Annotated in this window: 1 pseudogene (cut by a window edge); it reads left to right on the top strand. The window is 61.5% G+C overall.

The annotated features are described in order from the left end of the window. Nucleotides 1–15,325, top strand: a pseudogene (locus ACRRQW_RS19500) (hypothetical protein) (its annotated part extends 16,964 nt beyond the left edge of the window); the annotation flags it as partial.

Genomic DNA, 15,325 nt, shown 5'->3' with positions numbered 1-15,325 from the left:
CTTCGGCGCGTCGAATGCCTACGTCTTCGCCGGCATCGGCGGCCCGTATTGGAACGACAGCAACGACGACGGCGTCATCGACGCCGGCGACACACCGAATGCCGACGGGGCGATCGGCATCGCGTTTGGCAATGTCACGATGGCGCTCGCGATGCTCACTCCGGTTGCCGTGTCAGATCTCACGCGCTACACCGCGTTGAGCGTCACTGCCGGCAGCGCCGCATTTGTCGGCTTGCCCGATGCATTGGATTTCGAGCTGAACGACATCACAGTTTCCTACAATCAAGCGAGCGGCCCGACCGCCACCGCGCCCCCGGCGGTTGACTTCACCAAATTGTCCGGCGGCGGCCTCACGGTCGGCACGGGCAACGGTGATGTGAAGCTCGCGTTCAGCGAAAAATTGCTGGGCGTTTCTGTGGGCGATGGTCGTTTGAGCATCGCCAACTTTGTGACGATCTCCGGGGCGTTCGCATTTGAGAAGACGGATGACCTCTTGTTGGTGGTGGCCGAGAACGTGAATGCCGGCCTCGCGGTGGGCGACTTTGCGGTCGGCATCGAGAATGGTGCGCTGGCCTTGGCGATCTTCTCGGATAGCACGGTGGCGCTCGAGGCGAGCGGCGAATTTTATCTCACCGGTCTCGATTTTGCGGGCGTCACGGTCGATTCGATCACGCTCCAATACAACACGAGTGGCATCGACTTCTCGGCAGATCCGATGGATCTCGAGATCAATGGCATCAGTGCTCCGCTCACGCCTGAACTCGGCACCGCGGCCCAGCCGTTCATCGCCTTCACCGCGCTCGGCCTTGCGGTCAATCTCGGCAATGTGATTCGCATCGAGGGTGACTTCTCCTTCTCGAAGGGCACCGATGCGGCCGGCCAGTCGATCATCAAGATCGGCGTCGATAATTTCTCCACCGCGCTGGGCGACGGCACGAAGGATTACCTTAGCATCACGCACGGCTCCGGCGCGTTCCTGCTCACTTCGGCCGGTTACGTGGCAACGCTCACCGCTACGGTCGCGCTGCAAAATGTCCCGGGCGTTTCGATCAACAACAGCGTCTTTACGGTCACGCTCGCCAACCTCACCGCGGCGGTAAATCAAACCGTCATCGTGGGCGGGACCACGTTCCACTTCGATGTCGCCGCCGGCTCGCTGGTGCGGGTGGTGGCCAATCCGCTCGATGTCACGGTGCTCGGCATTACGCTGAAGGGTCGCTTCTCGTTCGAGCAAACCACCAGCACCGCCGGCGCGAAGCTCATCGTGATTTCCGGCGCGGATATCGAAATCCCTGGATTTATCGGACAGGGCAGTGGTGGCAGCCCGATCAATATCGAGGACGCGCAAGGCTTGTTCGTCATCTCTGACGCCGGCCTCGCGGGTTCGCTCTCGTTCACGGCCAATCTCTCCTTCGGCGTCTTCTCCGCCGGTGCAACGCTCGTGTTCGAGATGAACGACACGAACCAAGCGGTCACCGCGGAAGGTGTCTTTGGCACGGTGCGGCTCGAAGCGGGCCGTTATACGCGCATCGTGCTTAACGACCTCAGGATTTCTTTCCCCGGCATCGAGATCACCGGAGACTTCAGCTTCAAGTCGGCCACCGTGAATGGCGTCACCACCCGCGTGATCGTGGGCGCGAACGTCACGATTTTTGTCGGCGACAATGTCAGTGGGAATCGCGTGGGCCTCGAACTCACCGGCGGCGAGGCGATCTTCGTGCAGGACGGCGAACTCAAAGCCGGTCAGGTCACTGGCACCGTAGCACTTGTCGGCGTGCCGGCGCTCACGCTGTCCGCCACGATGACGCTGCGCTTGAATCAGTTCGCGACGGCGATCAACCAGAGCGTGATCCTCAACGGCGAGACGATCGAACTCAATTTCGACGCGGACGAGACCAACGGCTTCATCCAATTCACGGGCGAAAACATCGCCTTCTCGATCGCGAACACGCTCGAGATCTACGGCAACCTTTCGTTCACGCGGAAATCCAACCAGTTCGCGATTGGGCTCGCCGGTGGCGAAGTGTTTGTCGGTTCCGGTCCGATGCGCTTGGCCAATGGCACGTTGAATCCAGATGCGATCGGCATCCGCGTTTACGATATCGAATTCGCGATGGTCGTCTTCACCAACGCGCCCGGCAAATACGCGTTCCGTGGCGAAGGCTCGGTGGGCTTCGTCGGCCTCTCCGGTTTGGACGCCGCTACCGACTCACTCGGTCTGCGCTTCGGGGTCGCGCAAAACAAGACCGGTGCTGCATTCTCGCAAGTGGTCGATGTCACCGACGACATCAGTATCCCGCTGACTTTCACCACGGCCAACGATGCGCCGATTTTCATCGGTGGTATCACCATCAAGGTCGGCGACATCTTTACTCTGTCTGGCACGGTGGAATTCCAACCGCAGGCCAACGGTGACCTGAATATCAATATCACCCGCGCGGAACTGTCGTTCGGCGGCGGTGACTACTCGCTCTCCGGCACGGCCGAGATGAAGATCACCAAGACGGAAGGCTTCAAGCTGGTGGCCTTCCGCATCACGGGCGCGACCATTGCCGGCTTCGAATTGGAGTTCGAACGCAATTCGCCGAGCCCAGCGCCGGCGGATGAGAATGCGCCTTCGGCGGCGACGCCGGCCCCGGTTGTTACCCCGACCAGCCAGAGCACGAGCACGTTCTCAGTCGGACCGTTGTCCTTCGCCAATCCGAGCGTCGGTCTCGCGGACTTCGGTTTCAAAGACGGCAAACTCGTCATCAGCCTGATGCTCTCGCTCGGTCGCGCGACCCTGGCGTTCGGCAGTTCTGCGTCTGCGGGCGCGCAAACCAGCTCCGGCATCGTGGCCGAACTCACCGGGCTCGATGTCACGTTCGACATCGGCGTCGATCTCGCGGCTGGGTTCGGCCTTTCCGCCACGGGCAAGTGGAGCGTGCACGCTGACGGTCTCGCGATCACGGTGCCGAAGGTCTTCAAGATCACGGGCACGAACATCGATGTCGCTTACGACCCGGCGGCGGGCGGCGACCAGGAAATTTTCGCAGCTGACGATCTGGCCATCCAGATTCTCGCGCTGCCGGGCAACACGATCACCGGACAGCTCAGCACCTATAATAATCCGGAAACTGGCAAGACGATGCGCGGCATCGTCGTCACCGGCAATGGCTTCACGATCGGTCAGGCGCAAATCATCGTCGGCGGGCCGTTCACGCTCGGGAGCTTCCTCAAGCTCGACGATATCCGGGTCGGTGTGACGAACTGGTCGGTGCGCTTCGACGGCACCGCTCAGCCGGCGTTCAACGGTTCCATCTTCGTCGCCACCGGCGGCGCGACCCTCACTATTGGTGGCAACGCGTTCACGGCGAAGATCAAGGACAGCGCCGACACCGGCACCGAGGCGATGCGCGTCGAACTCACGTTCACCGACGGCAACGTCGACGGACTCATCTTCAAGGTCGACACGCTCGACTTCACCATCGGCAGCTTCCTGCACCTGTTCGCCACCGACTTCGAACTTAACACAGCGGCGGGCGACGATGAAGTCATGGCCAGCTTTGGCACAGTGGGCGCGGATCTTTCCGTCGGTTCCGTCACGCTCGGCGGCGAAGCGCGCAACTTCTACATCACCGGCGATGGCAGCTTTCACGCCGGCGACCCGACCGATTCCACCGCGCGGTTCGGCGTCATTCTGCGCATCGGTGGCGCCAACGGAGACAGCTTCAAGTGGCCTTCCTGGCTGCCGATCCAGATCAAGAGCATCGGTCTCGACTGGGCGGATTTCGAAAACGATCCGGGCGACTTTGACATCCTGCTCTCCGCGACCATTGCCGGTATGCCGGGCGCGCCCGGCTTCTCGTTCACCGGCACGGTGGATGGCATTCGCATCCGTCCAAGCCTGCTCGCGGAAGGCAAGTTCCCGATCATCGATATCGGTGCGCTCGGCGTCTCCGTGTCAGGCAACGGCATCGAAGGCACGCTCATCGGTGGCTTCGCGCGCATGAAGGAAGCCAGCCCGGGCAATTACGTCCTCGCGAGCGATCTCGATTCCGAGTCGGTCATCGTGGATCGCGTTTTCTTCATCGGCATCACGGGTAGCTATTCGGTGGCGGGTGCGTCTGGTTTCGCGGTGCGGCTCGCCTTCAGTGAAATGGGACCGCTCGGCATGACCGTCAGCGTCAGCACGCCAACCGGCATCCTGCTCGAGCCGAACACCGGCCTCACGATCAATGATTTTACCGCGGGCGTGGAATTCTTCAAAACGCTCCCCTCGATCGACGAAGCCAAGCAACTTCGCAGCAATGAATTTTCGACCAGCGTCACCGCGCAATCCGCTTCGGAGTGGCTCGCCTCGGTCAAGCAACAGGTCGCCAACCAATATCAGGACATCCAGGACAACCCGAGTCGCAACGGCTTCGGCGCGGCGTTCACGTCGCCGTTCCTGATCAAGGGCTCGGCCAAGATCTACTCGGCCTACACCTCGAAGCAGGTCTTCAACGGTGAAGTCGGCATTATGATCAGCACCGACGGGAAGTTCCTCATCAGCGGTAAACTCAACTTCGCCGCCGACAATCTTTCTCTCTCTGGCAAACTCTACGCCGATCTCTCCAATATCTCCAACGGCGCGGCCACGGTGCTTTTCCTCGCCGATCTGCCGGACCAGTTCCCGCTCGTGACGATCGACGGCAAACTCAAGATGGGCTTCCGCAACGCCGCGGGTGAGGAAGTCGAGATTCCGGTGTTGCTCGCGCCGTCCGATGCGGATCTCGCCGGCACCAGCATCGCGCCCACCGCGGGCGTGGTGCTTCCGACCAGCACGAGTGCGGCTGACGTGGGCCGGCTCAACCTCGTGAAAGATGGCGGCAGTTACTACATCGATGTCACTTACTCACCCGGCGCGCGCGGCACGCTCAATTACACGTCCATTCTCGATGCGGATGCGGAATTCAGCGCCCTACTGCGCCGCGCGGATGGTAGCACCGTGACGCTGCAATTCGACCCGACTCCGGTGGGCATCGTTGTCGGCACGTCGACCGTCGCAGGGCAGGAGGGTAAAGTGGTCGAGACACAGGTCGCGGCTTCCGATCTCGGGGCGAATGGCGTCCAGCGCTTCCGCTACAAAATCACGACCGCCAACTTCGCGTGGGATTCCGGTGTGCTTGAAATCGCGTTCGCCGCTGGGGCCGTCGCGCAGACCACCATTGGCAGCACCACCGAAATCACCAACGAAGCTTCGACTGCGACCATCCTCATCCATGGCCCGACCGTGAACCTCTATTCGCTCGGCTCCGGCGGCAGCACCGGCATCGCGGCGCTGAATCGTCAGGGCTATATCGACTTCCTCGTCACACCGTCGAACGGCGCCACGCTGACCACACTCACCACCGGTCCCCCAATTCTTCTGGCAGGAATTGGCAAGGGATCGGCCGCGCTCAGCGCCACCGGCGTGCGGCAGGGCAATACGAACGTCTACCGTTACGCGTTCACCGGTGCGTTCGACTCAGGCGAAGTTACTTTCAGTATTGGCGCGGCGGCAGTCACCGATTCCGCGGGCTTCAAGAGCAACGCGACGACCATCAAACTGACGGTCGAAGGCAGCACGGGGGCGATGGCGGGCATCACCAACGGCACCACGATCGGTCTCAACGGCTTCAGGGACCGGGGTTACATTGACATCACCTTCAGCCCCGGCATGGGCGCAAAGGTAACGGCGGAATCGATTCTCGATGCGTCGGGTGAATTCACCCTGACACTCGCCGATGGCAGCCAGCTCTCCGTCGCCGGCACGCCGACCCTGCTGGCGGGCAACACGTATCGTTACAGTTACACAGGCACAGTCACGGCCGGCCTCGTCACGCTTAATTTCCTCGGCGGCACCTTCACCGACGACAAGGGCACGGATAACATCGAGACGAGCGCCACGTTCACGCTCTCACTCGGCAGCGCCGCCGCCGCCAGCTTCACGAACGGCGGCGCCATCGACAATGCCTCGCTGAACAGTCTTGGCTATTTCGATCTCACGCTCACCGGGGCGACGCGCGGCGCCGGCATCGACTTCAGCAGCCTCAGCGCGGCCGACCTCATTCTGAATGCCTACCGCACCCGCGTGGTGTCGGCGACGGGTGAGAACACGGACGGCACCACCAACACCTTCGAGACCGCCACGGCGCACGGTTTTAGCAGTGGAGCCAAAGTCACGCTCTCCGCCATCGGCACGCTCCCGTCCGGTCTGGCCGCGGGCGATTACTACGTCATCGTCGTCGACGCCTACACCTTCAAGCTCGCCAGCGAGTCCGGCGGCGCCGCGGTCGATTTCTCTACCAACACCGACACGGCGAATGCGAGCTACCGCTTCACGCTGCGCGGCGCCGATGTTACCGGTATCAGCATCAGCAGCGTCGAGGAACTCAAGGATGCGCAAGGCAAGGCGACCGGCGTCTATCGCTTCAACTTCACCGGCAGTTTCGCGCCGGCCGATTCCGCCGAGACGATTCAGGTCGAACTTTCGATGGCGCAGGGCGCCTGGAAGGATTCGAACGGCACCGACTCCTCCGCGTTCACCGCTTCGCTCACAGTTCGCCGCCCGGCCGAACAATTTTATATCCGTCTCGAAGGCGGCATCTCAATCGGCCAGGGCCTGATCAATCTCGGCCTCATCGACGAACCGATCCTCGACGTTCGCGGCTACGTAGAGTTTTCCGCGACGGAATCTCCGGGTGGCGGGAATCGGTTCGAACTCACTTTCGGCGGCACGATCCGGGTGATCTACCTCGGCAATCTCGGCTCTTCTGCGGGCAAGTTTGTCCTCGATACGACCTCGCCGGCGAACGATCCCGACCAACTCACCGCGGGTGACTTCTTCCGCGATTTCGGCGTCAGCATCGAAGAGGGGAGTTTCCTCGATGAACTCAAGCTGCCGAAGCTCTGGGGCGTCATCAAGATCGAGGCCAATCTCGCGTTCCTCCAGAACCTGGGCCTCGACATTCAGCTCGCGGGCACTTTCCAGATCAACACGACCAAGCGCGACAAGGTCGAGACGCTCACGCTCGAAGGCATCCCCGGTGATCTGATCGCCACGGGCGCGCTTATCGCCAACCCGACCGACGCTGACATCGCCTCGCTCAACGACGGTGTGTTGACGACGCAGATGGTGAGCGTCTTCGCCAACGCGGGCAAGACCCTCGGCGATGGTTACAAAGTCGTCACGGTTCTCGCCGGTTCGATGTGGCGCGTTGAGGACAAGGCAAACAGCAAACAATACTTCCTACAGCTCGGCACAAACAGCGACCTCAACGCTTCGGGCGAACCGACGCAGGTGCTCAACTTCCGTGGCGAAGAACAGGAGTTCACGCTCACCGCCAAAACCGTGCTCCTCGGCGGTTATGCGTTCGCGCGCTTCACTGTCGGCGGCGAACAGCTCTTCTCGATCAGCGGTGCTTTCTCGATCAAGCTTTCCACTTCGAGTCTGGAGATTTTTGCGGATGGCCAGATTTCCGTCACCCCGGGCGGAAATCATATTTTCGATGCCCGTGTCCAAGCGCTCTTGCTCATCGGCAACATCCCGCTCGGCGACCGCAACACCGACGGCGTCAACGACGGCAACGTCATTGGCATGGCCGGCAAATTCAAGCTTGGAGCCAGCCTCAATCTCCCGGGGATCGAACTGGGTGGAACGCTCGAGCTGCTCCTGAATACCACGAGCGAAGATATCCTCTGGTCCGTTCCCACCTTCCTGCGCGGCGCCACTGGCTACGATAGCATCACCATTTCAGGCCACCCGCCGAAGTTCGCTGACGGTTATGACCCGACTGCGGCCGCGACGACCGATCTCCTCGTGCCGGACCTCGGTCAGGCCGCGGCGCCTTATGTCGCCATCGGCGGCCTGGCGCACGCTAATGTCTTTGATACACTGACCTTCGACGGTGCGTTCATGCTGTCGATCAGCGGCAACGGGCTTGCGCTCTACGCGGTGGTGCACACGGAGTTCAAGATCCCGGTCGCCAACGTTACCCTGTTCGAACTGAAGGGCAGTCTCTCGCTCGTGATCGACTCCGAGGGCGCGCGGGGTGCGGCGTCGCTGCAAGTCATCAACTTCCCGGGTCTGCCGCGTCCCTTCAATCTCGATAGTGGCGAATTTGCGCTGCTCATCAACACCTCCACCTCGCAGCAAACGATCAACGCCTATCGTTTCGATGACGACAACAAGCTCGTCGCCGACGAGATCGTCATTCGCCCGCTGTTCTTCCAACTCGTCGCAAGTGCGAAGATTTCGTTCGTGCTGCTTGGCGCGCGTGCAGCCACGCTCACCGGTCGCTTTGAGTTCACCCTCGCGGCCGCCGATGGCTACGTGCAGGTGCTCGTCAGCGCCGAAGCCGCTGTCGCGGGCACCACGCTCGGCACCGCTTCCGGCGGCATGCGCATCGGCGTCAAGGACGGCACGCCTTACCTCGCAGCCTTCATCCAAATCCAGATTGGCATCGGCACGAGCGCGGACGCGGAGCCGACGGATGGCGCGCAGGCGATCATCGGCAACGTCTTCCAGATCGAGTTCAAACTGGCCTTCTTCCTCAACACGCTCGACGAGGATGTCGTGCTCGGCGGCATCACGCTGAAGGCCACGGAACTGAAACTCGCGGCGTCCGGCTTTATCCAATTCCAACTGCCCGGCGTCGACACCGGCTTCCGCATCGAGGGTGAACTCTCCGTGACGGTGAACGGTGACGGCTTCGAAATCACCGTCGCCGGCCAGATGACCCTGAAGGTGCTTGGCGTCGTCATCTTCCGCGCCACCGCCCAGGGCGCGCTGAGTATTTCCAAGATCGGCGAAGTCGCGGGGGTGCCGGTTTACGGCATGGCGGGATTGCTCAGCATCACGATCGGCACGGATGGCTTGCTCGACGGCAATGGCTTCGGTTTCCGCGCCTCGTTCCGTTTCGAGGTCAACACCACCAATCAGGAGAAGACCTTCAATTTCGGCTCCACCGGTTCGGTCACGCTCCAGGCGGGCATCTATGCGCGCATCCGCGCGGAAGGTTATCTCTTCGTCGGCACCGACAGCACCGGCTTCCGGATCGAAGGCACATTCTACCTCGAGGTCGGCTCGCGCGGTCTGATTATATCTGTCACCGCCGACATTTCGCTGCGCGTCGCCGATACCAACGTGATTACGTTCAACGGCATCGCCGCGCTCATGATCGGACCGAAGGGCATCGCGGGCAAAGTGTCGCTGAATCTCAGTGTCGATATCGGCTTCCTCGCGCTGAACGGCGGGGTGGTCGTGGAACTGAATACCACCGGTGAAGCGGTGCCCACGATCGGCACGGCAAACGTCAATCTCCCTGCGGGGCCCTACCTGCGCATGAACATCCATGGTGACATCACCATTGGCGGGGTGCTGCACCTCGAAGGCGACGCCACGTTCACGATCAGAGGCCTGCAGGTCACTCTGGAACTCGCTGCTATCGCCGACCTCGATCCGCTCGGCCACCTCGCGGCGGCGGGCACGCTGTCGTTTGGAGCCGAAGGTATCTGGGGCAGTGTCGAACTGAGTGGCGCGCTTGATGGCTTCGGGGTTGTCTCTCTCGAAGGCCGGTTCCGCCTCGCGTTCAATACCACGAGCGTAGGCCGCGTCGTCAAAGTCCTCGATGTCGATTCGAATAGTGGACAGGTCGCGGGCCTGAAAGACGAAACCCTCGAGGCGCAGTCCATTATCGTCAGCTTCGGCGGTGCGTTTAAGATCGGCTTCTTCACCATCGAGGGCGCGGCTTATCTCAAGCTCGGCACGAGCGGCTTCGAGATCCGCTTCAACGCGTCGCTCGACCTGAAACTCTTCGGCCGTCTCTCCGTGCGCGGTGCCGCCGCCATCGGCGTCGAAGGCGGCACGCCTTACTTCATGATCGATGTCGGTCTCGGTGTCAGCGTGCTTTCGATGGGCCTGATCGAGATTTCCGGTAACTTTAACCTCAAGCTCGATACGCGTATCAGCTTCTTCCAGGTCTCGATCGACATGAAGTTGAAGATCTGGGTCTTCGAGGTGAGAGGTGCGGCGTCGATCACCTCCACCTCCGAGTATTTCGAGATTCGCATCAGCAATCTCGGAATGAATTTCTTTAACATCATCAATGTGAACCTGAGCGGCTATGTCCGCTCGAACGGTCAGTTCGAGTTCACCGCCTCGGCCGGGATCGAACTGGAATTCGGGCCGATTTACTTCGGCGCCTTCTTCTCGCTCACCCTCGCAAGCTGGGGCTTCAGCGTCAGCGGCAGTCTTACGCTCGGCCTGCACATCGATCTCTTCCTCTTCGAGATCAACATCGATTTCACGATCAGCTTCGGCCTCACCTTCAACATCGCGAAAGGCGAAGCGACCGTCAGCTTCAGCATCGGGCCGTTCGATATCGATGTGGTCTGGAGTTTTGGCGCGCCGCCGATTCTTGCGACCAAGATTGGCAGCACGCTGCGCCTCAACATCGGCGTCGATGCCAACCAGCGCGGTGGTAGCTACGGCACCGATAACAATGAAAGCTTTACTGTGTCCCACGTCGGCGGCGCGAAGGGCAACGAAACCCTCAAGGTTTCCGCGATGGGCTACGATCAGACTTACGGCGGCATTTCCAGAATCCTCGTCAACAACGCCGGCAACGGTAACGACACCATCAACATTATGTCCGGCGTCCTTGCGGATACCGACATCTTCGGTGGGGTGGGCGACGATAAGATCTACAATCTCAGCTCTGGCACCAGCCTCCTCCGTGGCGGCGACGGCAACGACACGATCGTCGGCGGGCCCGGTGCCGATCTAATTTACGGTGGCAGTGGCAACGACACGCTCTACGGCGGTGGCGGTAAGGATAGGCTCTATGGCGAGAGCGGTAACGATACCCTCTTCGGTAACGATGGCGACGATATCTTGGAAGGCGGCACCGGCAACGATAGCCTGAACGGCGGGGCCGGCACGGACGTCTATATTTTCAGTGGCGACTTCGGCGAAGACCAAATCGATGACGGCACAGCCGACTCGGACGATCGCGTCGACTTCACTGCGATCACCGGCCCGATCACATTTAATCTCGGCAATACTTACGTCGCTTCCTTTAGCGGCAACACGGTTACCGACGCCAATCGCACGGCCGAAGTCTGGATAGGCGGCAGTGGCCGCGACGTTTACAATGTCACCTCCACGAACACAAATGACGTCACCCTCCAAGGCGGCAGCAACAACGACACTTACAACGTAACGTTCCGGCATCTCCAGGGCGAGGTGAACATCGACGACGATGCCAGCAGTTCGAACGTCGATGTGTTGAACCTTACGTCGCCGGACTCCGGTGCGATCCGTGTCTCCGACAGCGCGGGCGACTCGCGCATTTCGCAGGGCACGCAGGTCGTCAACTACGACTCGGGTTACAACAACGTCGAAACGATCACCATCGTCGCCAACGCCGCTCCTGTCACGCTCACCGGGCCGGGCGTCGAGGTCATCGACCTGCGCCGCGAACTCACCATCCGCGCCCAATCCGTCTCATGGACCGGCCGCGTGCACGCCGGGCTCATCGACTTCAACACCGCGTCGACCATCCAGATCGATTACGACTTGGTCGCGCGCCTCAGCGGGCCAGTCACGCTCGTCAACTCCGCCGGCAACATCAACCTCAACGCCGGTATTTACAGCGCTGCGGACGACGCCGGCTACATCGGCAACGGCGAGGGCGACATCACGCTGACTTCGACCACGGGCGCCATCACCACCACCGGCTTGGGCTGGCGCACGGGCTCCGACGACGGTGGCTTCCACCTCTGGCTCGATTGGGCGCTGCGTTTTGCGAAATACACCCAAGCCTCGGTCAACTTTGACACCGGCGCGATTGTGCAAGCGGGCGCGTTTGGCTGGGAAGAAACGCTCTACACGCCGAACGGCACGCAACTCCGCAACGCGAAGGGTGCATTCATCCAATCGGACAAGGGCAAGCTGGTGCTCACCGCGGCGCTCGGCGTTGGCGCCCCGGTCAACAACGACCAGATCAGCCCGCTTTCGATCTTCACCGATGTGGCCGAACTTTCTGTCAACACGCCGACCGACAAGGCCAGCTACATCATTGATCTGGACGAGGTGATCAACGTCGCGAGTTCCACCTCCGGGCGCCTTGAACTCGTCAGTCTCTTTGGCACCCAAACCGTCAGCCAGCCGATCAACACCACGGTTGAAGTCATCCTGTCCGGCAACCAGCTCGAAATTCTCCAACGCGTCGTCAGCTCGAACAACATCTTCGTCTTCCCGACGAATCCGACGCTGCCGATCGTCTTCATCCCGACGACCTCCACGCTGTCCGCCGTGCCGCAAGGCGCAGGCGGCCTGGTGCTCACCCAATCCGAGATCAATAATCTTATTTCGAGCAGCCTGATTTATTTCGGCTCGGACGAACTCCTCAACAAGCTTATCCTCGGCGACCGTTCGCTCACGCCGATTACGTTCACCGCGCCGGGTGTTGTGTTGCGTGGCGACACCGTAGACATCCTTTCACCGCTCTTTACGCAGCATCTTTATATCCTCGGCGACGGTTCCACCACCACGCTCTCCGCGGACATCAGCGGTCTCTCGCAGACGATCAGTGACACGCTAGAAGTAAACGGCACCCGCTCCATCACCGCCACGGCCGGTTCGATCATCATCGGCAATCCAGGCGGCCAGATCGACGGCGATGGCACCGGCATTCCCGACAGCCTCACGCTCAACGCCTCCGCCTCGATCACCGTCGCGAACGGCGTTGGTCAAAACAAAGCGCTCACCAATCTTACGCTCAACGCCGGTGGCGCGATCGACATCGGCGGCGCGGTCACGCTCGCGGGTTCGCTCACGGTGCAAAACGGCACCACGGTGCGCTTCCGCGGCGCGGTCACGATTGCCGGCGACCTCACGATCACCAACGCCGCCGACATCGTCTTCGACGGCCCGGTTACCGTCACCGGCAACATCACGATCGCGAAGGGCGCGAACATTTCCTTCAACGGCAACGTCGCCGCCGCCGGCAACGTCGCGATCGGCAGCAACGCCGCTTACGGCAACGTCGCCACGCTGACGTTCTCCAACAATGCGCGCTTCGACTTCAACGGCGCCGCCGCGATCTACGTCAACGGCAACGTGGTCTTCGGCAACGCGGTCGGCGGCATCGGCGGCGTCTATCTGCCTGACAGCCTGACCATCGGCACGAACGCCACGCTCACGTTTAACAGCAACGTGAACATCGCACCCGCGCCGCTGAGCGTGGTCAAAGCCAGCGCCGTCAACGTCAACGGCAACCTCACCGCTGGCGCGGTCACGATGACCAATGTCTCGGGCAACATCGCGCTCGATCTGACCACGATCGTCGCCTCGCTCGACATCACTTCGACCGGCGATGGCGCGAGCACGTTTGTCCGCATCAACACGCTCGAAGTCGGTTCTGGCAACGCGGTCGTTACGTCGAATCAGATTATTCTCCTCGGCACGATTTCCGACACAGGCGCGCAATCTTCGCTTACGTTGAAACCTTACACGGTCTCGCGCGCGATTGTGGTCGGTAACTCGCCGCCTTCGGCAACGACGCCGACGGTCAACAACCGCCTCGACCTTTCCGCCTCTGAACTTGGCCTCATCCTGCCGGGCTTCTCAGTGGTTAACATCGGTGACGCTTCCGCCGGCACCGGCACGGTGTATCTCGGCTACATGGGCTCGCAGATTTCCACCGGCGAATACTACAACAAGACCCAGATCTTCGGCGGCTCGATCATCGTCACGCGCGACCAGGACATCAACGCCGGCGTCTCCGAACTGCGCCTCGTAGCTCGCACGGGTGATATCACCGTCAATGCGCGCCTCGGCTACTCCGGCGACAATACTTACGGTGAGCGCAATCCGTGGCTCCGTCTCGAAGCTGCCGCGAACATCACCGTCAACGCCGCGATCTACGCCACCAACCGGATTTCACTGACCGCCGGACAGGGGACGGGCACAGGCAACATTACCGTTACCGCTAACGGCACGCTTACCACGTCGGATGCGAACGCGGTTGACCGTCGCATCGAACTCGCGGCTGGTCTCACCAGCGGTAGCATTTTCCTCACCTCTTCCGGCGCGGAGACCGCCATCATCACCGCCACCGGTGCTTCCTCGATCGTGCTCTATGCCCGCGGCGGTGCGATCAACCAAACGCAAGGCCGCCTTGTCGCCGACCTCTTCACGGCGCAGGCCGCCACGGACATCAACGTCCGCACCACCGTTGCGCGCATCGGCTCGGCGACGCTCGCCGGCACGATTTTCTCGGACGCCGCATCCCGCCTCGTTGACGGCATTGCGATCACCGGCACCGGCAGCCTGACCCTCACGGAAACAAATTCTGTTGCGGTCGACCGCATCACCACCGTCAGCGGCAACGTCACGCTCACGACCACCAATGCCGGCACCATTTCCGTCGCTTCCATCACCAGCACCTCGGGTAACATCACCCTCACCGCCGACGGTGCGATTACCGACGCGAGCTCGGGTGCGGACAGCAGCCTGAACTTCCAGACCGCCGGCCTGCTCACGCTGACGGCCAACACCGGCATTGGTGCCGCCGGTTTTGCTGACCTTGATCTCGACGTCGGCTCGCTCACCGCGACGAACACGATCTCCGGCGACATCGTCCTGCAGGACACCACCGCGCTCAACGTCGTCGGCACTGGTGTTCGCACACTCGCCGCCAACGGTAATATTTCTCTCACGGTCAATGCCGGCACCTTCAACGTGAACGCCGTCATCACCGCGCACGGTTCCGGCAACATCACGCTCACCGACACTTCGGGTGCTTTCAATCAAGCCTCCGGCGCAACGATCAGTTCGACCACCGGCACGATTGCGCTCAACGCCGACACCGTCACGCAAGCCGGTGCAATCGCCACCGGCGGCGCCGGCACGGTCACGGTCGTCGCGGACCTCACCAGCATCACCATGGCCGATGGCGCGACGACCACCACCGCAGAGGGTGCGATCACTTACACCGCTGCGGTCTCGATTGCGGTCGCCAACATTGCTTCCACCAACGGTGCACTTTCGCTCACCGCCACGAACGGTTCGATTACCGACAACACCGCCGCCGAAACGGCCAACCTTACCACCAACGGTCAAACGACGCTGACTGCCGCGACTGGCATCGGTGCCGTCGGTGCCGGAGACATCGACACCCTGATCAACACGCTGCAAGCGACGAACACAACTTCCGGCGACATCGTGATCGAGGAAGGGGACGCGCTGATCGTCAACGGCACGGGCATTCGCACGCTCGCGGGCAACGGCAACCTCAACTTCAAAGTGAATGCCGGA

The sequence above is a fragment of the Oleiharenicola lentus genome, from assembly GCF_051660365.1.
GTDB classification, from domain to species: Bacteria; Verrucomicrobiota; Verrucomicrobiia; order Opitutales; family Opitutaceae; genus Lacunisphaera; species Lacunisphaera lenta_A.
Note: the sequence above shows the minus strand (reverse complement) of the source record. Positions and strands in the feature narration are given on the sequence as shown.